The 23,714-nt window shown below is 59.5% G+C and carries 13 protein-coding genes and 1 pseudogene; 9 read left to right on the top strand and 5 right to left on the bottom strand.

The genetic code is table 11. The features are described from left to right. Positions 1-22: 22 nt before the first annotated feature. A complete protein-coding gene (locus tag M1D34_RS30605; RefSeq protein WP_498785050.1) occupies positions 23-2,110 on the top strand; it encodes a phosphatase PAP2 family protein in 2,088 nt (695 codons plus the stop codon). Between the two features lie 450 nt (positions 2,111-2,560). Here the strand turns inward: M1D34_RS30605 and M1D34_RS30600 are convergent. Beyond that, a pseudogene (locus M1D34_RS30600) lies at positions 2,561-2,686 on the bottom strand (carboxylesterase); the annotation flags it as partial. 296 nt (positions 2,687-2,982) lie between these two features. Between M1D34_RS30600 and M1D34_RS30595 the strand changes: the two are divergent. From M1D34_RS30595 to M1D34_RS30560, 8 genes are all read left to right on the top strand, one after another. Continuing rightward, entirely contained in the window at positions 2,983-3,894 is a 912-nt protein-coding gene (locus tag M1D34_RS30595) for a PhnA-like protein (protein ID WP_498785049.1), read from the top strand. Between the two features lie 157 nt (positions 3,895-4,051). After that, the gene (locus M1D34_RS30590; protein ID WP_498785047.1) at positions 4,052-5,182 is read left to right on the top strand and encodes a glycosyltransferase; all 1,131 of its coding nucleotides are present in this window, start codon (positions 4,052-4,054) and stop codon (positions 5,180-5,182) included. 74 nt (positions 5,183-5,256) lie between these two features. After that, entirely contained in the window at positions 5,257-7,608 is a 2,352-nt protein-coding gene (gene glf, locus M1D34_RS30585; RefSeq protein ID WP_498785045.1) for a UDP-galactopyranose mutase, read from the top strand. Beyond that, positions 7,605-10,847 (top strand): glycosyltransferase, encoded by a 3,243-nt coding sequence (locus M1D34_RS30580; protein WP_498785043.1) that lies wholly within the window; start codon positions 7,605-7,607, stop codon positions 10,845-10,847. Before glf ends, M1D34_RS30580 begins: the two co-directional genes overlap by 4 nt. Continuing rightward, positions 10,844-13,123, top strand: a complete 2,280-nt coding sequence (locus M1D34_RS30575; RefSeq protein WP_498785041.1) for a glycosyltransferase — start codon at positions 10,844-10,846, stop codon at positions 13,121-13,123. The genes M1D34_RS30580 and M1D34_RS30575 overlap by 4 nt, the downstream gene beginning before the upstream one ends. Before the next feature lie 413 nt (positions 13,124-13,536). After that, positions 13,537-13,800: a hypothetical protein gene (locus tag M1D34_RS30570; protein ID WP_498785039.1), complete on the top strand. Its 264-nt coding sequence runs from the start codon at positions 13,537-13,539 to the stop codon at positions 13,798-13,800. Between the two features lie 114 nt (positions 13,801-13,914). After that, positions 13,915-15,129 carry an efflux RND transporter periplasmic adaptor subunit gene (locus M1D34_RS30565; protein WP_498785037.1) on the top strand — a complete coding sequence of 405 codons (1,215 nt, stop codon included), beginning with the start codon at positions 13,915-13,917 and terminating at the stop codon, positions 15,127-15,129. Next, on the top strand, positions 15,126-18,263 hold the full coding sequence (locus M1D34_RS30560; RefSeq protein WP_498785035.1) for an efflux RND transporter permease subunit: 3,138 nt from the start codon (positions 15,126-15,128) through the stop codon (positions 18,261-18,263). Before M1D34_RS30565 ends, M1D34_RS30560 begins: the two co-directional genes overlap by 4 nt. Positions 18,264-18,535: 272 nt before the next feature. Here M1D34_RS30560 and pepT read toward each other — a convergent pair whose 3' ends face one another. The 4 genes from pepT to M1D34_RS30540 form a co-directional block, all read right to left on the bottom strand. Further along, positions 18,536-19,765, bottom strand: coding sequence for a peptidase T (gene pepT, locus M1D34_RS30555; RefSeq protein ID WP_498785033.1), 1,230 nt, complete (start codon positions 19,763-19,765; stop codon positions 18,536-18,538). 75 nt (positions 19,766-19,840) lie between these two features. Further along, complete coding sequence (locus M1D34_RS30550; RefSeq protein WP_498786206.1) at positions 19,841-21,076, bottom strand: CapA family protein; 1,236 nt, start codon at positions 21,074-21,076, stop codon at positions 19,841-19,843. Between the two features lie 89 nt (positions 21,077-21,165). Next, positions 21,166-22,839, bottom strand: a complete 1,674-nt coding sequence (locus M1D34_RS30545) for a dipeptide ABC transporter ATP-binding protein (protein ID WP_498785031.1) — start codon at positions 22,837-22,839, stop codon at positions 21,166-21,168. Beyond that, positions 22,836-23,711: an ABC transporter permease gene (locus M1D34_RS30540; protein WP_498785029.1), complete on the bottom strand. Its 876-nt coding sequence runs from the start codon at positions 23,709-23,711 to the stop codon at positions 22,836-22,838. Before M1D34_RS30540 ends, M1D34_RS30545 begins: the two co-directional genes overlap by 4 nt. Positions 23,712-23,714: the final 3 nt, after the last annotated feature.

Genomic DNA, 23,714 nt, shown 5'->3' with positions numbered 1-23,714 from the left:
TGAGGTCCTCGCGGACGCGTATATGGCACTCCTTGCTGCGCTGCGAGCGAGCGATGTCGAGCAGTTCGATGAGCTAATCGAGGATGGGCTTGGGACCAGAGCCGACACCGCGCGGGAGTTGCTGTCCAGGTTCCAAAGTCTCAGTTCTACCGACAGGGAAGCTCTTTCTTCGTTTCTCCGGTCCCAAGGCTTCGAAATCGATCCTACCGGCGCCCGGATTCTCCGGACTGGTTTAGGAGGCCCAGTCACGGTTCCTGAAAATCAAGTCGTCTTGAACCGTGTCCAGCCACATGTTCAGCAAGGTTTGGCCGGAGGTGTGACGAGGAAAGACACGGGTGAGGCCGGCTTCAGGCTCCTGTTCGAGAATCCCTTAGCAGCACTAGGTTATACTCTTGAGGGTGTGGATTGCCATCTTGTGAAACTGTTCCGCTTCAGTGATTCCGAAGACGTCGATCTCATCGAATACCCGACACCGCCGAAATTCTCTCATCCCTCTCAATTTGCAGAGATGGCGGAGCTGTACTGGATGGCTCTCGCGCGAGATGTCCCTTTTGCCAACTATGGGTCCAACCCAATAACACGCGCGGCAGCGGTCGATCTGGGCGAGAACTGGGGTTTTTACTTCAACGTGCCTGAACATGGCGAGCTCCGCACCAGAGCGCAGAACAATGGAGTGCCGGACACGGCAAGGCTATTTAGGAGCTTTACTTTTGGTGATCGCCTAGGCCCTTATGTAGCTCAATACCTTGTCCGCCCGGTGCCCATGGGACGAGTGACCGTTGATCCCCGGATGCGGACAGCTCGAATGCGACGCGACCATGGCGGAGATCCTGTGCCCGTTGAAGGCCGTGACTATCTCACGAACTTCGAGGACTGGCTGGAGCGGCAGCAGGGCTTTGTCCCCCAGAGGGCCATCGGGAATATCCTGAACCCGGAGTTTGACTTTGTTCCCCGCCTGATACGGTCAGGTCGTGACGGTGGAGAATACGTCCATGTCGACATTGTCTTCCAAGAGTTCTTGCACGCTTGCTTCCTGTTGTTGGTGCCACCGCAGGAGAGGACGGGCTATGAGGCCGACCTGACGCAGCGCGTCTTTAAGGAACTTGATGTGGACGCCGCCGCTCTTCCGTTCGCAGGCGGGTTATTTGATCCGGAGCGGACCTTCTCCCGCACAAACCCTTATTCCCCCTTCAATGGGCGCGATGGGCTACCGTCTAAGCCAGGATCGTCCATCCAGCAGGGATTCATCACTTTAGGCAACCACGATGTGAAATCGCTCGTCTCCGAAGTCGCGCGTCGCGCGCTGCTCGCTGCCTGGTATCAAAAATGGTCCGTGCAGCGTAGAACTCGGCCGGAGGAGTTTGGCGCCCGTATTCACGTGCACTTCAGCCGCCATCATCTCGGGGGCGAGCATCGTGGGCGCTATACTTCGAACTGGGACAACGGCTATGCGCGCCAGTTACTCGAACGACCGGTCCTGGAGGGCAAGTCCCTTTTGGCGCTAGTCGCGGAGGCGAACGCGGCCAATGAGGGCGCGGGTGGTGGTGAATCCTTCCTGCTGCCGATCGCATTCCCTGAGGGGTGTCCGATGCACAGTGCTTATGCTGCCGGTCACGCCACCGCAGCCGGCGCATGCGCAACTCTGTTGAAGGCGTTCGTCGGTGACGACAGATCGCTCCGGGACTTGTATCGGACAACGGAGTCGAGGGGCGATCTGGAACAGATATTCGTTCCTGCGGAGCCGCAGCCAGACGGACGAACTCTACGCGTCGCGAACTTTCCAGAGGCTGAGTGGCCCCTGATGACGATAGGCGGCGAGCTGAACAAGCTTGCTTCCAACGAATCCCTTTTCCGCAATCATGCAGGTGTACATTGGCGGTCTGACCACACCTATTCCCTACTGCTGGGCCAAGCCGTGGCGATTTACTTCTTATGGGATTTGGTCAACACATATTCGGAAGCTTTTTCTTTCGAACTCCGAACTTTTGAAGGGTACCGGATCAGGATCACGAGAGGGGAGCGCATTCTCGAAAGCGTCCAAGTGATCGACGGCCGGCCGGAGCATTTTCCTAATCTGGAAGGACTCTACAATCCAGTCTGGTTGAGGTAGGAGCAAACGGAAGATGATCAGGACGCGCAACCGCGCGCTCAGATACGAGCTCTTCGCTGGATTACCCGATTGCGGCGACACGCGCGCGAAGCCTAACAGCGGATGAGTGAGCGGCTGCGCAGGTCCATGAGCGTCGGCCCTACAGTTCCGCCTCTTGAGGGCTTAATCGAAGCGGGAGAGATGTTCCCGTTTTGTGCTTCGAAAATCGCATAATGTATCCTCGGGAATTTCCTAAACGTGGCGTGATAACCTCCTACCGGGAGTTCTGGAGTGGACGCTTCGGCGATGATGCCGGGAAACCGTGAGGCGCTGAAGCGGAATCGATCGTTGAAAGACAATGGCGAATTGTCGAAGAAGCGCAATTCGGTTGCCGGCGGCGCGGGGGGCAACAGCGACCTGCTTGTCCGCTGAATACGAGCAGCCGAAACCGGACGGCTCATCTAATAGAATTCAATTGACCGCCTGCGGCTCAGGGAACTTCCATTTACCTTCCAGGATTTCTGCACGTGGGCGATAGAGGCGAACGGTATAATTCCAGCCTTTCATGATCGGCAGGCAGATCTCTTCCCGCCCATCCAGCACCCGGTGGCCTTCTGGTCGACCCCGCTTGCGCTCCACCAGTGACATGACCGTGCCACCGGCCCGAAACAGCTTCATAAGGCGGTACGCGGTTGCCCGACTGATTTGAGCTCGGTCGCAAGCAGTGCCACATCTCCGGCTGTCGTCTTGCCAGTCCGGTGCGCTCGGGTAGGCGGTAATCCCTACAGCCTGCCTCCCCGGATCGATCTAGGTGAGCTTGCCTCCACCGCGGCCAAGGAACTCTTTCGCGGGTGCTTAGTTTAGACAAGTTGCATAAAGGGAGGCACACCATCATGAGCGATCCTGCCGCCGTTCATCAAACCCGCGAGACCGTTTACGCCCCTGATCTCTCGGCAAATTCCGCCATCAACGAAATCTCTTGGGGAGCAGTGTTTGCGGGCGTCGCGCTCGCGCTCGCGGTGCAATTTCTGCTGAACCTCTTGGGCGTCGGCATTGGAGCCGCCGTGATCGATCCGACAACCACCGACAACCCAAACCCGAGCACTTTTTCGATTGCCGGCGGTCTCTGGTTCGCCGTCTCTGGCATAGTTGCGGCCTTCGTCGGCGGATATATCGCCAGCAGGGTTTCCGGGCGCCCCAGCAAAACGACGGGAAGTTACCATGGGCTGACGAGTTGGGCCGTTACGACATTAATCGTTCTGTATCTCCTCACAACCTCCGTCGGCGCGCTGGTAGGTGGTGCCTTCAGCGGTCTGAGTAGCATCATCGGGGGCGTCGGCAAGACTGCCGCCACAGTCACCTCTGCCGCCGCACCGGCAATCGCCACGTCCGCGGATCCAATGGCCGACATCGAGCGGCAGGTCAGAAGTGCGACGGGGGGAAACGATCCGGCAGCCCTCCGCGACGCAGCCGTCGCCGCTGTGCAGGCAGCAGTCACCGGCGACGAGGCCACCGCGGAAGAAGCACGAAATCGTGCTGCTGATGCCATTGCAAAGGCACAGAACATTCCTGTGGACCAGGCACGTGCGCAGGTTCAACAATACGAAGAGAGCTACAAGGCCTCGATCGAACGCGCCAAACAACAGGCGACCGAAGCCGCCGATACGGCCGCCACCGCCGTTTCGAGCGGGGCCATCTTAGGCTTCTTCTCCCTCGTTGTTGGCGCGGTCGCTGCTTGGTTCGGTGGCGCGTTTGGAACGCCACGTACTCTGGTCACGACCAGCGCCACGCGTCGGGACGGTTAGTAAAAGTAGCGCCGATCTCCCGCAGCTGCGGGAGATCGGCGGTCGGGAACTTGGCTCGCCGCGCTGGAACGCGGGGAGTGCCGACGAGTGCTTCACCATTGCGGGTTTCTCAAAGCCTACATACAGGAACTAACGGCATGATTCTTCCGTCTACAGGATGACTTCGCATCCAAAACATCGACGGCTTGTCGTCATCAGCGATTCTCAGGCCGGGTGGCCATTTGCCTCTCGGGTACCCTCCGTTGAGGATTGCCAGAAGCGGTGGGAAAAGCGTGCGCGCGAACAGCCTAAGGCAGTTGAACGGGCACATCGCGATTTTGCGGTAGAGGGCGGATACATCGAACGTCTTCCTCTGGCCTGCTTGAAAGTGGGGATAGTCGATGCTGTGGAGATTTGGACACATTGGCGCGGGGACGATCCTCCGGAGACAGATCTAGGGGAAGTGCGACCTCTCTTCCGACGTTCATTTCAGATGAATGGTCCGGAAGTACCGTTTGCATCAAACGACATGCTGGCCCACATTTTGGCATTTGGTCCGCCTGACGTTCTTTGCGTATGGGGCCTGGGCGTTTCCGAAGACATACTCGCCGCCTGTAAAGGCAGTTACCTGATTTACAATTCCATTGATGCGCCAGCGTTGCGTATCCCGCCTGAGATTAGCCGGCATTTCGATCTCGTGCTTACCGGTGCGAAGTGGCAGTCAGACGAGGTGACCGACCGGCATCCCGGAATGAAAACTGCCATCAGTACGTTCTATCCGTACCAGAGCCCGAAGCCGTATGACGTCATCTATGTCGCAGCCGCGCAGAGCTACAAGCGTCACGACATTCTTTTCGAAGCTTTGGCGAAACTCCCGCCCTCCCATCGCGCGTTGTGCGTCTTTGGTTATGGGGAGATGAGCGAAACTTTGCGTGCGCAAGCTCGTGACTTGCAGATCAACGTTGACTTCGTCGGTCCGCCCTCCGTCCCGTTTGCCGAGGTAAACCGCTTGATGAACCAGGCCAAGATTGGCGTCGTTTGCGGCGTCGATGATGGGGCGCCAGCGATCTTGACCGAATACATGCTTGCCGGATTGCCCGTCCTTGCCAACAGCGCGCTTCGGTGCGGACTTCAATATATTACGCCGCAGACTGGGCGCGTCACAGCAGCTGGCGCCTTTCACGAGGGGATTCTTGAGATGCTCTCAACGCTTTCCGACTTTTCGCCCAGGCAAACCGTTCTCGACAACTGGACGTGGCCGCACTCGGTGCACAAGCTGCGAACACTGATGAATTTTCCCGCATATTAGAATGTTTGAAGGAAGCGCGCGGAACAAACCAACGGGATCGTAGTTTGCATCCGTCTCTCAAACGCGGATGTGCAATGAATCTCTCCAGTTCGTTTTCTCAAGCGGCACATTCCGTGTCCGCCCACAACACGCCTCTTATTTGTTTCTCTCACTTACGCTGGGATTTTGTGTTGCAGCGCCCGCAACACCTGATGGACCGCTTTGCCAAAGATCGGCAGGTATTCTTCTTTGAGGAATTTATTCCGACAGACCATCATCTCGCCTATCTCGAAATTCATTCATTCGACGGAACGGCGGTCAAGGCCGTTCGTCCCCGGGTTCCGCATGGATGGAGTGACGGCGACCGGGAACAGGCGTTGAGAAGACTGCTGGATGATCTTCTCGGGCTTTGCGGCGCGACGCGCCCAATTTTGTGGTTTTACACTCCGATGATGTATGATTTCGCCAGCCATGTGGATGCGTCGGCGGTCATTTATGACTGCATGGACGAACTGGCGAATTTCAAATTTGCACCGCCCCGATTGAAGGAAACGGAGGCTGCGCTCATCGTTCGGGCCGATGCGGTATTCACGGGAGGACATAGCCTTTACGAGGCGAAGCGCCATCTGCATGCCAACATTCATCCTTTTCCATCGAGTGTCGACGCAAGCCATTTTCAGACCGCACGGCTGAACTGTGAGGAGCCGTCCGATCAACGGACAATTTCCGGCTCGAAGCTCGGATATTATGGCGTCATTGACGAGCGCCTCGATCTGGCGCTGATCGGTGCAGTGGCCAAAGCCAAACCAAACCTCTCCTTCATCTTTATCGGTCCGATTTCCAAGATTTCGCCGGATGATCTGCCAAAGGCCCCAAACATCCATTATCTCGGACAGAAGAGTTACACTGAACTGCCGGCCTATCTTTCGGGATGGGATGTGGCATTGATGCCGTTCGCCCTCAACGAGGCAACGAAGTTCATCAGCCCCACGAAGACGCCGGAATATCTGGCAGCCGGACGGCCAGTTGTCAGCACGCCGATTACGGATGTGGTGCGTCATTACGGTGATGTGGGTGGCGTATTTCTGGCTGGTGACGCCAATGATTTTGCTACGGCATGCGAAAGTGCGCTTACCTTGAAAAGCTCAGGCACGGATTGGCTGGCATCAGTCGATACTTTGCTTGCGGGGTCATCCTGGGACCAGACATTCCTTGCGATGAATGCTCTGATGGAGGAAGCTGTGACACGGCGGATCGTGCCCGAGCTGCCTCCCAAAAGACGCCATCCTCAAAGATCAGGCGCCCCGTTTTCTTTGGTTTACGATTATCTGATTGTCGGTGCAGGGTTTGCCGGTTCGGTTTTGGCAGAGAGACTTGCATCCGATGGCAATAAGCGCGTGCTTCTTTGCGACCGACGACCGCATATCGCCGGGAATGCCTATGATTTCCACAATGGAGACGGCATCCTGGTTCATCGATACGGACCTCATATCTTTCACACCAACAGCGAGGTCGTCCTCAAGTACCTGTCGCGGTTTACCGCTTGGAGGCCCTACGAGCATCGGGTACTTGCACACGTCGGCGATCATCTACTGCCTGTTCCCATCAACAGAACGACGCTGAATGCCCTGTACGGTCTTGACCTCAAGAACGAGGCGGAAGCCGCGCTGTTTCTGGCCAGCCGCGCCGAGCCGTGCGATGCGATCGTGACGTCGAAGGACGTGGTCGTGTCTCAGATCGGCAGTGATTTGTACAGTGCATTCTTTGAGGGTTACACCCGGAAGCAATGGGGGCTTGATCCAGCGCAGCTCGACAAGTCGGTAACGGCGCGGGTGCCGACGCGCACAAATACGGACGACCGGTATTTTCTCGACACTTATCAGGCGATGCCGCTTCATGGGTATACCGAAATGTTCAAGAAGATGCTGGATCACGAGAACATCACCGTCATGACCGGCACCGAGTATGCCGACATCCACAGGGACAGCCTGGCAGCGCATACGATCTTTACAGGGCCAATCGACGAATATTTCGGTTACTGCTTTGGCCCACTGCCGTATCGCAGCCTGAAGTTCCAGCACGAAACGCATGATATCAGTCGCGTGCAACCCGTAGCCGTCGTAAACTATCCGTCTGAGGCTGTGCCTTATACCCGCGTTACCGAGTACAAGCATCTGACCGGGCAGATCCACCCGAAAACCAGCATTTCCTATGAGTTCGCCTGTGCCGACGGCGACCCCTACTATCCGATTCCGCGACCGGAAAACCAGGCACTCTACAAGCAGTACGAGGCCTTGGCACGAGCGCGCGCGGACGTAACGTTCGTCGGACGACTGGGAACCTACAAATACTTCAATATGGACCAGGTTGTTGGTCAGGCGTTGGCAACCTATCGGCGGATGGTGAAGACAGTCCTGAGCGACGCCATGGCTGCCAGCGCTCAATGAACACACGTTTGCGCATAGTGCTTGCGACCGACAGTGTCGATCCATCCGGAATGGGTGAACACATGCTGACGCTCGGTCGGGCGCTCCAGGGCCAGTTCGATGTGACGCTTGCCGCCATCGATGGGATCGAAGCCGCCCTGCTGACAAGGGCTGCGCGTTGCGGCCTCGCGGTCAAAGGCATCGATGATAATGCGTCGTTCGAACATTGGCTGCGGCTTTCGGGCGTTTCTTTGCTCCACGTCCACGCTGGCATCGGTTGGGAGGGGCATGAGATAGCGCGCGCAGGGGTCGCTTGCGGCATCCCGGTTATCCGTACGGAGCATCTTCCCTACCTGCTCACCGATACCGAGCAGAAGGAGCGCTATGCCAGTGAAACTGATGCTCTTGCGCATCATATCGTCGTTTCGGAAGCATCGAAGTTCAGCTTCGAGAGCAACGGGGTCAATGCCAACCGCATGACGGTCGTCCGCAATGGAATCTTCTCGCTAGGCACACGGAACATTGCCGATCGCAGCAAAGCCGCACTTGGGCTCGAGGGAAAAAGCGTCCTCATTACGGTGGCGCGCTTTTCTAAGCAGAAGGACCACGCCACTCTGATCAGGGCAATGCCGGCAGTAGTAGCGGCGGACCCATCGGTCGTTTTGCTTCTTGTGGGCAAAGGCGAGGAGATGGATGCTGTTCGGGCACTTGTCGAAGACCTGTCGCTTGGCCCGCATGTCCAGTTTCTGGGGCATCGCGTCGAGGTCGACCAGTTGATGGGCAGCGCCGACCTTTTGGTCCTGCCGTCGCGATTTGAAGGGCTTCCCTTAGCAGTGCTCGAAGCAATGTCGATCGGACTGCCTGTCGTCGCAACCCGGATCGGCGGCACCGTCGAGGCGCTTGGATCGGAACATCCGTTCCTGGCTGAACGCGAAAATCCACCCTTATTGGCCCGCGTGCTGATCGAAGCTCTGAGAGACCCGGAACGGGCGAAAACGGTCGGCCGGGCCGGCCGGGACAGGTTTCACACTGAATTTTCAGCGCAGCGAATGGCGGACGAAACCGCAGCTGTTTATCGGCGATTTCTTTCCGAGCAGACGGAGAATGAACAAGGACATCATTTCATGAACAAGACACGTGTCGGCTTCATTGGCGTCGGGGGCATCGCCCAGCGGCATCTCGATATATTCGCCGGTTTCGAGGACGTGGCGCTCGTTGCTTTTGCAGACCCGGACTTCGGACGCGCCGAGCATGCTGCGTCGCGGTTCGGCGCGAAGGCGTTCGAGAGCCACAGTGCGATGCTGGAGAAAGAGGCGCTGGATGCGGTCTATATCTGCATTCCCCCCTTTGCCCATGGCGATGCCGAACGGGATCTGATCGCGCGTGGCATCCCGTTCTTTGTCGAGAAGCCCATCACGCTCGATATCGGGCTGGCGGAGGAACTGTCTGCCGCGATCGAAGCCGCACAGCTGATCACGGCTGTCGGCTATCATTGGCGCAATCTCGATACAGTAGAGGAGGCGCGCCGGCTTCTGGCCGAAAATCCCGCTCAGCTTCTTTCGGGCTATTGGCTGGACCAGACGCCACCGCCGCAATGGTGGTGGAAGAACGACCGTTCGGGCGGCCAGATGGTTGAGCAGGCGACCCACATCATCGATCTGGCGCGATACCTTATTGGTGAAGTTACGGACGTTTATGGCCGTGTCGGCTTCAAAGACCGCCCCGAATTTCCGGGCCTCGATGTGCCGGCGGTGACCACTGCGAGCCTCACCTTTCAGTCGGGCGTTATCGGCAACATCTCCTCGACATGTCTTCTCGGTTGGAGCCACAGGGTCGGACTGAACATCTTCGCCGACCGACTTGCGATCGAGCTGACTGACCATGACATCATGATCGATGTGGGTGCTGGTCGACCAGTGCGGCATGCCGAGGGCGATCCCGTCTGGCGTGAAGATCGCGATTTTGTCGACGCCGTGCGCGGGGGAAATAATAACATTCGCTGTGCCTACGCGGATGCGCTGGCGACGCACCGCCTCGCGCTCGCGGTCGCATCCTCGGCGCGCAGCGGCGAGCCGATAAAGCTCGATCCGCCTGTCATAGTCCGCAACGCTGTGACGACGCTGCAGTATCCACCGTCGTCCGAGGCCTCTCACGGATTATCCCCAGACCATCGTGCCATTCGCTCTCTTGGCATCGAAGGGCCCGGAAAAGCATTCTTCTTCGACTATGAAGAGGGCCCGCCCGCTGACGGCCATGTCCGTTTGGAAACGCTCTTTACCGGCTTTTCCGCCGGCACCGAACTTACCTTCATGAAGAACACCAATCCTTACTTCCACTCCCGTTTCGATAGCGAGCGTGGCGTGTTTGTCGAGAACGAGCCGGATCTTCGCTACCCGGTGCCTTTTCTGGGATACATGGAAGTGGCGCGCGTCTCGGAATCGAAGGCGGTAGGCTTCAAGGAAGGGGATGTCGTTGCCGCGACCTACGCGCACAAAAGCGGCCATACTGCCGATCCACTCCTCGACTTGCTGGTGCCCTTGCCAGCCGAAATCGATCCCGTTCTCGGCGTCTTCGTAGCGCAGATGGGCCCTATCGCGGCCAACGGCATTCTACATGCGGATGCGGACGCTCTGGGGAGCAACGTATCCTGTCTCGGAGTTGGCGTTGCCGGGCGTCTCGTGGTCGTGCTCGGAGGAGGCACGGTTGGATTGATGACGGCGCTTTTTGCGCAGAAAGCGGGGGCCTTGGAAATCGTCGTTGCCGATCCTTCGGCGTTTCGGCGGAACAAGGCGCGGGCCATGGGTCTGATTGCGATGACCGAGGATGAGGTCTGGCAGCACGCGAAAACGCGATGGCATAACGGCGGAAGTGATCGCGGCGCCGATGTCGTGTTTCAGACACGGGCGCACCCGTGGAGCCTCCACGTCGCGCTGAAGGCACTGCGCCCGCAGGGCACAGTCATTGATCTCGCATTCTATCAGGGCAACGCCGAGCGGCTGCGGCTAGGCGAAGAGTTTCATCACAATGGCCTCAACATCCGCTGCGCACAGATTAACCGCGTACCCAGAGGACTGGCGCCGCTGTGGAACAGGCGCCGGCTAGCCGAGGAAACGGTTCAGCTCCTAAAAACCCACGGAGCTCTCATTCGCGAGCATATGATCACGCATGTCGTTCCATTCGACGCTGGGCCAAAATTCCTCGCTGATCTGGTGGAGAACCGGCCGGAATTCCTGCAGATCGTCTTCAAGGTCAGCGGATGACGCCGCTTGAGCCACCACTCCGTATTCTGTTCGTCTTCGCATGGCTGGTGGTCGGGGGCGAGGAGACGGAAGTCCGCCTTCTGGCTCGTAGCCTCAATCGAGTTCGCTACCGGATAGATGTTGTCGCCTGTTTCCACAAGCCCAACATGCCCAGCCAGACGCATGAACAATTGACGGCCCTGGGCGTCGACGTGGATACGACGCCTTACGATCTGTCCTTCGACGACACGGTTTCCTATCTTGCAAATAAGATACCGGGATATGACGTCGTGGTCGCGTGTCAGAATGTTGCAGATATTTACCCGGCGTTGGAGCGTGTCCATCTGCGACCGCCGCTGATCGAGCATGGTGGACTTGTATCCGAAGCGCTGGCAGGGCCGAAGCATTTCACCAGCCGCTACGTCGGCGTCTGCCGATCAATACGCGACGCCGCTGCCTCGGTCATGCCGGGGCGCGGAGAAGATGCGATCGAAATCCCCTCGATGGTCGATCTGACGGAGTTCGACGCTACCCAGCGCGCCGCAACGCGTGCGTCGCTTGGTGTGGCGGAAAATACAGTTCTTATCGGCTGGGTGGGGCGGCTCGATCCAAAGAAAAATGTCGAGGATTTCATCGAAGCAGCGGCGATCGTGCATGCGGAAAATGAGTCTGCGCGTTTCGTGATTGTCGGTGGTCCGGACGCGTTTATGCCCGATTATGCCGTCCAGCTGCAGTCGCTAGTCGCTTCGTGCGGGCTGGGCGATGTGCTGACTTTTCTTGGGGACCGGAAGGATATTCAGGCGCTTCTGTCGGCTTTCGACATTTTCACCTGGCTATCGAAGGGCGAAGGCATGCCGCATGTGATAGCGGAGGCGGGCGCGGCCTGCTTGCCTGTTATCGCGACGCCTGACAACGGCGCCTTGCAGCAGATCGATGACGGGGTGTCTGGCATATTCGTGCCCTATAGCGACCCGGCCGCGGTCGCGGCGGCGATGAAGAAGCTGATCGCGTCAGCCGATTTGCGCAGAAAGCTCGGACAGGCTCTACGTTCAAAGGTGGAAACCCACTACAGTGTGGCGGCCGTAGTACCCCAGTGGGAAAGCGTCATCCAGAAGGTCGTCGACGAGAGGCGGAAGTCGGGGCCCGCGGGCATATTCCAGTCCTTTCTTCAGGGCGGTTTCGAGTGTTCCACGCATCGCTTGCGTCCACGCGAGGGCGAAATTACCGGAAAACGCCTGGATGTGATCGCCACGACTGGGCATGATGTCTATGCCGCGGACGACTATGCGCAGCTCGCTCGCCATGCGATCCGTACCGTGCGCGACGGATTGCGCTGGCACCGGATCGAGACGGTCCCCCGGAAGTACGACTGGTCAAGTTTCCTGTCGATGCTCAGGGCAGCGAAGGAGACCAGGACGCAGGTGGTCTGGGATCTGTTGCATTATGGCTGGCCCGACGACATCGACATTTGGTCTCCGGATTTTGTGACACGTTTCGCGCGCTTTGCGGGTGCTGCGGCAAGTGTCATACGGCAGGAAAGCGACGCCGTGCCATTTTACTCGCCCGTCAACGAGATCTCGTTCTTCTCGTGGGGCGGCGGCGACGCCGGCTACCTCAATCCTTTTGCCAATGGGCGCGGCTTCGAATTGAAGGTTCAGCTGGCGCGTGCTTCTATCGAGGCGATGGAAGCCATTCTTGCAGTGGATCCGAGAGCGCGCTTCGTCCACTGCGATCCGGTGATCAATGTTATCACCGATCCGTCGCGCCCTTGGGAGCGGCGCGCCGCTGAGGGCCACCGTCAATCCCAGTTTCAGGGCTGGGATCTGCTTGCGGGACGGCTCTGGCCGCAGATTGGCGGTGCTGATAAGTTCCTCGATATCGTTGGCGTGAACTACTACCATAACAATCAATGGATCCACGGCGGGCGGCCGATCGATATTGATCATCCGCTCTACAAGCCACTCAGGACAATTCTGATCGAAACATATGCGCGATATGGTAAACCGCTCTTTATCGCGGAGACGGGAATAGAAGCGGAACGACGCGCCGATTGGATAACCTATGTTTACGCAGAGGTCAGAGCCGCTATGGACGCCGGAGTGCCCGTAGAGGGCATATGCCTTTATCCAATTATCTCTCATCTCGGCTGGGATGACGACCGGCCTTGCGAAAACGGTCTGTTTGGGGCGCAGATTTCGGGTGATGGACGTGCAACATATGCACCTCTTGCCCGTGCTTTGCGAGAGATTCAGCGCAGACTTGAACTTGTCCCGGACGTCAAAAACGATGCGCGATAATCCACGCCGAAGTTCTAAGCTGCAGATTCCGAGGCAAGCCATATCGTATGTCTAAGCGCAATTTCTCAGAAATTAATAGCGCCGCTACTCAGGTGCCGCATTCAAAAAAGTGTATCAAACGATACCAGCCGCGAAACTTCCTGACACCCTTCCGACGCCCTACTGCATGGCTGTATTGCGGCGCAACATAGGGGAAACGGCAAATTCTGATGAAGGCAACCCGAGCGGGGCTCCCGACATCTTTGATACATTCGGAGACAAACAGCCGACTGCCTCGCATAAACGCGCGACAACTCACATTTAGTTTCTCCCTTGTCCGAGGCCGCATGATTACTGCGCCCGGACTACGTCGCCATAGCAGCCCGACATCTCCCAAGCCGGGGGCGATGGCACAACGGACAAAGGAGAATGGCATGACCGCCAAGCACTATATCGCAGCTACCCTCGCATCGTTTGTGACGCTCGCAAGCGTCGCACCCGCGTTTGCCGACTCTTATTATGATGGCATCGACATCAACAATCCGAGGGGCTCCCTTTCGGCTCCCAAGAAGACGAGCGTTGCACGCGACATTCGGACCCAGTCCGCGGACTATGGCTACCCGGGCGCTGGAACCGCACAACCGGTGTTGTCGAAGGGCGGCGAAGGCGAATACTACCAGGGCATCAATCGCCGATGACCTGAGACGGTCGTGGGCGCATGGCGCTCGCGACCGTTGCCGTGTCGCATTGGCCCGTTCGCCCGCGCCGTAGGGGCAATATCCAACTCTCGAAACAAATGCCGGAAGGGTTCCATGAACGGGGATTGGAGCGAGAAAACTGACGTCGACATCGCGCCGAAGCGGAAGCGCCTTCGGTGGCCGCTTTCCCTCGGAGCATTCGTCGCCGCCGCCATTGCCAGCGGGGCCGCCTACAACGCTTCGAGCGAAGCCAAAACGACCGCGGCCCCGCCACCGCTGACTCCGGTCAAAATCGCCCGTGCGGCCGTTTTCGATATACCCCATGTTACCGAGATCGTCGGCACGGTGGATTCGCTAAATGACATTCTTGTACGAACACAAGTTGAAGGCGTGCTCACAGCCGTGAACTTCAACGAGGGAGACCTTGTCCGGGCTGGCGATCTACTCGCCACTATCGATGATCGGCCGTACCGCGCGGCGCTGGCCGCGGCGCAGGCACAATTGGCGCGCGACCGCGCCATGCTGGCCGTTGCCGAGCGCGAACTTGCGCGAGGCCAATCGCTCCTCCGGCAAAATGTCACTTCCGTTCAAACCGTCGATCAGCAACAGGCCCAGGTCGAGCAGTTGCGCGCAACAATCGCGCTGGACGAGGCGAACGTCGAAACCGCCCAAATCAACCTGTCGTTCACGAAGCTCCTCGCGCCCACAACAGGACGCGTGGGCCTGCGGGAAGTCGACGCGGGGAACTTTGTCAGGCCGGAGGATGCGAACGGCATCGCTTCAGTCGTGCAGATGGACCCCGTATCGGTGATTTTCAACGTGCCGCAGCAGCTGCTAGCCGAGCTCAAGGATCACGCGCAAACATCCGATGGTCAGGGCGTTGCGATCGTCGATCGAGACAGCGGGCAACGCATCCAGGGCAGACTTGCCGCGTTCGACAACCGCATCGGCGGCGGCACAGGCACCGCACGTGTGAGAGCGGTTTTCGACAATAAGGACGAGCGGCTGGCACCCGGCGCGTTCGTTTCCTTGGAGCTTCAGACGAACGTGTCGGCCGAAGCGGTCGTTGTGCCGAAAGTGGCGGTGAGGCTGGGTATGGACGGCAACTTTGTCTTCCGCATCCGCGATGCCGTCGCCGAGAGGGTTCCCGTCAAGGTCGGCTACAACGACGACAATATCGCGGTCGTCACCGAGGGCGTCTCGGTCGGCGATGCCGTGGTTACGGATGGCTACTCACGCCTGAGGCCATCTGCCAAGGTCCAGGTAGTGGAAGAAGCGCCTGTGGCGGACCCTGCCGTGGTGCGTGTTGCGGGAGTTGCCAGCCGATGAGCGAGCTCACACGAACAACGCTCGAGCATGAGCGCGCGCCAGCCTCGGGCGGCGGTCTTTCGGCTTGGTTCATTCGCCGGCCGATAGCCAGTGTCTTGCTTGCGCTCTCGGTGACGTTGCTTGGCGTCTTCGCCTTTCCCGCCCTATCGGTCGCGCCTCTGCCGCAGGCGGACTTCCCAACGATTCAGGTCAGCGCGACGTTTCCGGGCGCAAGTCCCGAAACAATGGCATCGGCAGTAGCGTCTCCCCTCGAGGTCGCCTTCACCGGAATCGCGGGTATAATTGAGATGACGTCTTCAAGTGCGCTAGGCCAGACAAACATTCTCATCCAGTTCGAGCTGGAGAGGAACATCGATGTCGCGGCCCAGGAGATTCAGGCGGCCATCAATTCGGTAGCGGGCCGCCTCCCTTCCGACCTTCCCAACCCTCCGACCTGGAGGAAGATCAATCCGACAGATGGTCCGGTGATGGTGCTGAGCGTGACGTCGGAGAGTATGCCTACGACGTCACTTAGCGACCTAGCCGAGACCAGGATCGCGCGCCAACTTGGACAGATCAGCGGTGTTGCACAGGTCGTCATCGCCGGCATGCAACGACCCGCTATTCGCATTCAGGCCCAGCCGGATCGGCTTGCGGCCTATGGGCTGACAATGGCCGACATCCGCGCGGCGGTCGCATCCGCGAACGTCAATCGGGCCAAGGGCGCTGTTTTTGGACAAGATGTCGTATCGACATTGCAGACAAACGACCAGCTTTTCACCGAGGGTGAATATCAGGACGTCGTCATAACGTGGCGGGATGGTGCACCTGTGCGGATACGAGACGTCGCGAAGGTCGCTGTCGGTCCGGAAGACGCCTACGTTGGCGCATGGCCCAGCGGGGCCCCCGGGCTGGGTGTCATCGTGCAAAGGCAGCCAGGTGCCAACATCATCGAGATCGCCGACCGGATATCTGAAGAGCTTCCACGGCTGCGGGAAAGCCTGCCGTCCGATGTCAGCGTGACCGTCCTCAATGACCGAACGCGGACCATCCGCGCCTCGCTTCATGAAGTGGAATTGACACTGGTCGTAACGCTGGTGCTCGTCATCGCAGTGATGGGTGTGTTCCTGAGGCAAGTCGCGGCAACGGCGATCGTCGCGATCATCCTCGGTATATCCGTGATTGCCACCTTCGCAGCGATGTACGTCCTGGGTTTCAGCCTCAACAATTTGACCCTTGTTGCACTGGTAATCGCGATCGGATTCGTAGTCGACGACGCCATCGTCGTGGTTGAAAACATCCACCGTCACATGGAGGCCGGCGAATCGGCGATGACAGCGGCTCTCGAGGGTGCCCGCGAAATCGGCTTCACGGTCGTTTCGATCACCCTGTCTCTGATCGCGGCCTTCACACCCCTGCTGTTCATGGGAGGCATCGTCGGGCGTCTGTTCCGGGAGTTCTCTCTCACCATCACCTTGTCGTTGCTGATTTCCGTCGTCATGGCGCTGACCCTGGCACCGACGCTTTGCGCCCTATTCATGAAGGCACCGAAACACGGTGGCACCAGGGGCAAAAAGTCCCTTACCGACCGGCTGGTCGATTCCTATGCCGCGGCGCTGCGCTGGTCCCTTCGGCACAAGGCGTTCACCATGTCGGTGTTTGTGGCGACAATCGCAGCAACGGTCGCAACTTACGTTTACATCCCCAAGGGCTTCTTTCCGCCGCAGGATACCGCCTTCATCCTGGGGACGACGATCGCGCCAGAGGACATTTCCTATGAGGCCATGAGGGAGAAGCACCTGGCATTGGCGGACATCGTCGCCGCCGACCCGGCAGTCCAGGACTTCAGCACCGCGATCGGGCGGACCGGCGGCAGCCAATCGCTGGCCAACGGGCGTTTATGGATCGTATTGAAAGACCGGTCCGACAGGGACGTGTCTGCAGAAGAGTTCATCGCTCGCCTACGACCGAAGCTCGCGGCAATTCCGGGAATCGCAGTTCAACTCCGATCGGCTCAGGACATCAACCTTGGCATCGGTGGGGCTGCGCAATACAGCTACGTTATGACTGCCGATAACCAGGATGAGCTTGCGCTGTGGGCGGATCGGCTGACGCGCGCAATGGCGGACTCGCCCACTTTCAGCGACGTCCGGCACGACATGCAACTCGGCGCGCGCATGCAGCAGATCACGATCGATCGGCCTGCTGCCGCACGATACGGCCTTTCGGTCGACATGATCGACCAGACACTCTACGACAGCTTCGGTCAACGCCAGATCGGTGAGTACCAGACGCAGATCGGCCAGTACCAGATCGTGCTGGAGGTAGAGCAGAGCCACTTCTCCCGCGTCGCGACGTTGAGTTCGCTGTTCATGCGGGCTCCGACAGGAGACATGGTCCCGCTTTCCGCCGTGGCGAAGGTGGAGCCGCAGCAGGCAGGACCGCTTTTCATCAACCGCAGCGGGCTTGCGCCCGCCGCAACGATCTCCTTCAATCTTCCCGTCGGCACCTCCCTGGGTGACGCGATCGCCACCATTGACAGGCTGAAAGCAGAAATCGAAGTCCCGACATCGGTCCGCGGGCGCTCGCAGGGAACCGCACGCGCCTTCGAAGAGTCTTTAGCCTCTCAGCCATTCTTGATCGCCGCCGCGCTCATCGCCGTCTATATCATCCTGGGTGTTCTTTACGAGAGCTTCCTCACGCCGGCCGTGATCCTTTCGACCCTGCCGTCAGCAGGTCTCGGCGCGTTGTGGCTCATTTGGCTCTGGGGTCTTGATTTTTCTGTGATGGCTTTAATCGGTGTCATACTTCTCATAGGCATCGTCAAGAAGAACGGTATCCTGATGGTGGATTTTGCGCTCGACGCCGAACGAAGGCGCGGCCTTGACTCCGAAGAAGCGATCTACGAAGCCGCGGTCACGCGCTTCCGCCCGATTATTATGACGACGATCGCCGCGCTGCTTGCCGCTATTCCGCTCATGTTGGCCTTCGGGACGGGCGCTGAGCTGCGCGAACCGTTGGGTGTGGCGGTCGTGGGCGGTTTGCTTGTCAGTCAGGTTCTGACTTTGTTTTCGACTCCGGTCGTATACGTGGTGCTCAATCGTATTTTCCGCGGTCGGAAGCCAGCGATGCAGCCAAAGCAGGTTCCGGCTTGAGATCGACTCAACGAGTGTTAAATGGAATAGCGTGTCACCGCCGCCGTGTCTTGGCAAACGAGGAAAGCCCTTCGGTGGTCCGACATTGTTCAGGGTTGATCTCAATCGTCCGGTTCGGTTGGCGACTGTCTCGCAGCGGATGTGCAGCATTCAAGGCCTGATCGAGACGCCAGCGTCAGCGCTCGGCGGTTAAGTGGCGTCCCTCAGCGAGGTAATCGGCGGCTATGAGTGCGGGACCAATCGTTGCTGGGATGAAACGTGAATATCTCCTCTCAGGAGTCGGTCGCCGTCAACTGGCAAATCTTCATCGCAACTTGCAACGACCTTTCGAAGGCTGGTACCGGGAGAAACTCGTAACGTGAATGGAAGTTGTAGGCGCCGGTGAAGAAGTTCGGTGTCGGTATTCCTCTGGCCGAGAGGACCGCGCCATCGGTGCCGCCGCGCATCGGGATCACTTTCTTCTCGATCCCGAGTTCCTCCATGGCCTTGAAGAGAAGAGCGACCGCACGATCGTCACGAGCGAGGCTCGTGGAGATGTTCAAATACGTGTCGGTGACCTCGTACCGGACACTGCCAGTGGGATAACGTGATTGCATGCGCTCCGCGACCTGAGCGATCCGGCGTTTGCGCCGATTGAAGCCATCTTTATCGAAATCCCGGATCAATGCGGTCAGTATTGCCTCGCTGTCGTTGGCGACGAGGTCCTTGAACCACAAAAAGCCCTGGCGGTCCTCCGTGCATTCAGGCGTCTCCTCGCGGTCGAAATGGGAGACGAAGTCCATCGCCATCAGCAGTGGATTGACGAGCTTTCCCTTCGCGGACATGGGGTGCGCACTGACCCCGGTAAAGACGATCTCACAGGATGCGGCATTGAATGTCTCCAGCACCACTTCCCCGAGTTCGCAGCAGTCGATCGTGTAGGCGAAATCACAGGGAAAGCGTGAGAGATCCAGCGCCTTGGCGCCACGCAATCCGATTTCCTCGTCCGGCACGAAGGCGATGAAGACATCGCCGTGGCGGACTTGCTGATCGAGCCGGGCAAGCAGCGTCATGATGACCGCGATTGCCGCCTTGTTGTCTGCACCCAGCACGCTGGTGCCGTCGCCGACGATGATGTCTTCCCCTATCCATTCGAGAACTTCCGGATGTTCGGCGACACGTAACCAGATGTCCTTCTGATGGTTGAGGCAAAGGTCCGTGCCCTCGAAGTGAAGGACTTGCGGGCGGACAAAGGGCGAGAGGCCGACATCGACCGTGTCGAGATGCGCGATAAAGCCGATCGATGGAGCCTCAGGCCCATTGCCACGTTTGACACCCGTCACGATGGCGTGCTGATCGATGAGGATGTCTTCCAGGCCGAGCGCACGCATCTCGTCAGCGAGCAGGGCGGCAAGTGCAGCCTGTCCCGGGGAGGAGGGAAGAGATTGGGAACGGCTGTTGCTTTGGCTCTCGATGGCGACATAGCGGAAAAAGCGGCTGATGAGTTCTTCGCGTAAACCCATGGTGTTCCTCATGCGGGGTATGCGGGCCGTGTCGGCCGCTGGCTGGGTTGCTGTCACACGCCGGGTCACTGCGGGCTAGACCCTGACGACACCGACATCATCGGAAATGTCGATCTCGACGCCGAACCTGGCCGATTGTTCGCAAATCCGCCGCAAGATACGCTTGGCACTTTTCCCGGTCGCAAGATGCGGCGCCAGGCGCCGTTCCAGCGCGCCTTCCTTCAATGCCTCGTCGCCGCCGATGATGACGGGATGAAGTGTGAGCTCGGCGAGACGGTCGTCAGCCCGGAACGAGCATACTCCGACGACGCTCTCCCAGACTTCGGGTGCCGTCCAGGTCGACTTCTCCGAACGCACATGGAAAATGAAATTCCCCAAGCTGTAGAAGATCGGCCGGCCCCGGTCGATCTCGATCGGCTGGAGGACGGGCGCGCCGTGACTGACGAACATGGCAGCACCAGCATCGATGCACTGTTTGGCGACGCCGGCGACCCAGTCGGGAACCTGGTACCAGTCGGATGCCCAATGATGATGGTGCAGATAGGCGACCACTAGAGATCCGTCCTTGGCCGCGGTAGCAATCGCGGCGAGGTTCCGGGAAAGGTCGGCCTCGTCGATCTTGACGTTGCGTCCGAAGCGGTCAGATCGCCGGAACACGGCTTGGGCGATGCCGATCTCGCTATCCGGAGCAGGGTGCTGTGGATCGTCGGGCTGGCTGTCATTGGTGAGATCGATCGCGGTGTAGCCGACCTTGTCGCGAATGGCCCGAATCTGTTCAAATGCAGCTCCATCGACCTCGAGTACCTGGGTGAGACGCAGCCGGTTGACGCCGGGGCGTGCCGGCCGGTTGTCGTCGCCATCGGCGGCATACATGAAGTCCGGACCCGGACCTCCGTCCATCGCTACGATCGCGACCCGGCGCCCGCCGACCGTTGCGGTGCTGGCGCGCGAGACTTGCGCGTGGTCGCGGCCGAGGCCTGCATGGAGGAAGCCGCGCCTGTCTACTTCTTCAAGCGTCGAGAGCACGCCGGATGGGCCGAGGTCGAAGGCATGATTGTTCGATAGCGACAGCGCCCGGAACCCGATCGCCTGAAGGGTGTCGAGCACGGCCGGATCGCTGCAGCCGAAGAACGAACCTTTAAGTGGCCAGCCGCCGTGGCTCCCAAGGATTGTGCTCTCGAAGTTGGTGAAGGAGAGATCCGCCTCACGAAGCAGCGACTGAACGTTAGCGAAAGCCGGGGCGGTGATGTCGCGGATATCGTGCTTGATTAGCGACTGGCCGGTGACGGCCAAGGTGAACCTGTCATTTATTGAAGTGCCCTTCTGTGGCGATGCACGCCATGTGTTTTGAGTGTCCGCTGTGCTGGTTTGGATCCGGTCGGTGAGGCGTATCCCACAGCTCAGCATGTGAACCGCTGCGGTCGGGCGTCGATGAGCGTGCGCGTGTAGGGATTGTCGGATCGCGAGAAGATGAACTCGGCGGGCCCGAAATCCTCGACCCGGCCGTCCCTGAAAATGTAGACCGAGCTGCACATCTCCTGGACGATGGCGAGGTCGTGGGAGATGAAGATCATCGTCATCTCTCGCTCGGCGATGGTGTCCTTCAGGAGTTGGACGATCTCGGCCTGCACCGAGACGTCGAGCGCCGATGTCGGTTCGTCCGCGACGATGATCTCGGGATGCGCGAGCAGGGCCCTGGCGATGCAGACACGCTGCTTCTGGCCGCCGGAGAGTTGGTGCGGGTAGCGGTCGAGTAGACTCCGAGCAAGCCCCAGCCGATCCATCATCGCTGCCGCGTCCGTAGGCTTATCGCCGGAGCCGAGTCTCGCGCCGAAGCGGATGCTTTCGTCGAGCGTGTCCGCGATGCTCATCCGGGGGTTCAGCGAGACGGAAGGATCCTGGAAGATCATTTGCACGCGGCCGAGGAGGCCGTTGCGGCGACCGCTTTTCGAAACGTCGAATTCGCTGGCACCGATCCGGATCCTGCCGGCAAACGCCGTATCGAGGCCGGCGATGATGCGGCCGAAAGTCGTCTTGCCGCTTCCGCTCTCGCCGACGATCCCGATGATTGAGCCGCGCGGCAGCCGAATGCCGACGTCACGCAAGCCGGACTTTGGCTCGCTGCGGCCAACGCTCCACGCAAAACCCTGCGGGCCAAACTGTTTCGAAACGCCTTCCGCGACGAGAAGCAGGCTCCCACCACCAGCTGTGGCGGGAGAGTCCTCCTGACCTCCACCCCAATGCGCATCAGCCGTGCCGCTCGGGATACGAAGCCTGGGGACAGCGGCAAGCAGCTTCTTCGTGTAGTCGTGGCCAGGCTGATCGAGAATGGAGGCTGTGCGATCCGCCTCAACCACCTGGCCTTTTCGCATGACGAGCACCCGGTCGGTGATCTCGGAAATCACGCCCATGTCGTGGGTGACGAGGATCATCGAGACGCCCGTTTCATCGACGAGGGTTCTCAGCAGTTCGAGAACCTGCTTCTGGACCGTCGCGTCGAGCGCCGATGTCGGCTCGTCCGCGATGATGATGTCGGGTGAGCCGGCAAGAGCAATGGCGATAACGACGCGCTGCCTTTGCCCGCCGGAGAACTGGTGCGGGTAGTTGCGATACCGCCGCTCCGGTTCCGGAATTCCGACGCGGGCAAGCAGATCGATCGCGCGGGCGCGGGCCGCGCGCCTCGAAAGTGAGCCATCGACTGCAAGGCAGGTTTCCTCTACCTGGGCGCCGACGCTCATCAGCGGATCGAGCGAGGCGGTGTGGTCCTGGAAGATCGCCGATATCCGCTTTCCTCGAAGCGCCTCGCGCTCGCCAGTCGTCATGGCCTCGATCGCCTTGCCATCGAACTCGATCGTTCCGGACGTCCGCTGGAACTCGGGCGAAAGCAGGCCGAGCACGGCATTGCCGAGTGTCGACTTTCCGGCTCCCGACTCGCCAATGATGCCGAGGATCTCGCCGCGTCCGAGTTCAAAACTCACGTCCGACAGGATCGTCGTCGGAGCGTCTCCCGAAACATGGCGAAGGCCAAGGTTGTGTACCCGCAGCAGGGGTGTCGTCACGTGTTCCATTGTCATAGCGAATGGTTCCTTGGATCGAGGCTGCGTCGAACGTCTTCGCCGACGAGATTGATGCTTGCGATCAGGCCGAAGAGGGCGAGGCCCGGGAACAGGCTGATCCAGTATTGGCCGGTCAGCAGGTACTGGAACCCGTTTGCGACCGCGGAGCCGAGCGAGGGCCGGTCGATCGGCACGCCCAAGCCGAGGAAGGAGAGGGTCGCCTCGAGTGCGACGGCATGGCCGACCTCGATCGGGATCAAGGTGATGGCAGGCGCGATGCTGTTTGGAAGCAGGTGGCGAAAGATGATCCGGGACGTCGGCAGCCGCATCAATCGGGCCGCATCCATGTAGGGCTTGTTTGCCTCGCTCAAGGCCACGCCGCGTACAATCCGCGCGTAGGTCGCCCATTGCGCAATGATCAACGCCAGGATGATCCGGTCTATGCCCGGCCCAAGCGTGACGATGGCGATGAGCGCAATCAGGATCGTGGGCAGGCTGAGCTGCAGGTCGACCAGCCGCATGATCGCGGCATCCACCCACTTGCCGAAATAGGCGGCACTGACACCGGCTGTCAGCCCGATCAGCGCGGCGATCGCGCTACTCACGATCGACACCACCAAGCTGATGCGCAGGCCATAGAGGATGGTGCTGACGATGTCGCGGCCGAGCCCGTCTGTCCCGAGAAGGTAGAGATAGCCGCCGCTGCCGGGCGTGCCCGGCGGCGAGGACGCCTCCCATCCGTAGATCTGCAGCGGATCGTAGGGGTTTTGCGGTGCGATCACGGGTGCCGCGATGGCAACCAGGATGTAGCTCGCAAGCAGGACCTTGGACGCGGTGAGGACCGGTCCATGCGGACGCTTTTGAAGCGCCCTCAAAATTTGGGCTTTCATGAC

It is taken from the genome of Ensifer sp. D2-11 (genome assembly GCF_054161295.1).
The sequence above is the reverse complement of the archived record's forward strand: the minus strand, read 5'-3'. Positions and strand labels throughout refer to the sequence as shown.

Coding starts and splice junctions, on each gene's coding strand:
- M1D34_RS30595 (WP_498785049.1), top strand. CDS start 2,983: ATGAGCGATCCTGCCGCCGTTCATCAAACCCGCGAGACCGTTTACGCC.
- M1D34_RS30580 (WP_498785043.1), top strand. CDS start 7,605: ATGAACACACGTTTGCGCATAGTGCTTGCGACCGACAGTGTCGATCCA.
- M1D34_RS30565 (WP_498785037.1), top strand. CDS start 13,915: ATGAACGGGGATTGGAGCGAGAAAACTGACGTCGACATCGCGCCGAAG.
- glf (WP_498785045.1), top strand. CDS start 5,257: ATGAATCTCTCCAGTTCGTTTTCTCAAGCGGCACATTCCGTGTCCGCC.
- M1D34_RS30570 (WP_498785039.1), top strand. CDS start 13,537: ATGACCGCCAAGCACTATATCGCAGCTACCCTCGCATCGTTTGTGACG.
- pepT (WP_498785033.1), bottom strand. CDS start 19,765: ATGGGTTTACGCGAAGAACTCATCAGCCGCTTTTTCCGCTATGTCGCC.
- M1D34_RS30575 (WP_498785041.1), top strand. CDS start 10,844: ATGACGCCGCTTGAGCCACCACTCCGTATTCTGTTCGTCTTCGCATGG.
- M1D34_RS30605 (WP_498785050.1), top strand. CDS start 23: ATGGCACTCCTTGCTGCGCTGCGAGCGAGCGATGTCGAGCAGTTCGAT.
- M1D34_RS30545 (WP_498785031.1), bottom strand. CDS start 22,839: ATGACAATGGAACACGTGACGACACCCCTGCTGCGGGTACACAACCTT.
- M1D34_RS30590 (WP_498785047.1), top strand. CDS start 4,052: ATGACTTCGCATCCAAAACATCGACGGCTTGTCGTCATCAGCGATTCT.
- M1D34_RS30560 (WP_498785035.1), top strand. CDS start 15,126: ATGAGCGAGCTCACACGAACAACGCTCGAGCATGAGCGCGCGCCAGCC.
- M1D34_RS30540 (WP_498785029.1), bottom strand. CDS start 23,711: ATGAAAGCCCAAATTTTGAGGGCGCTTCAAAAGCGTCCGCATGGACCG.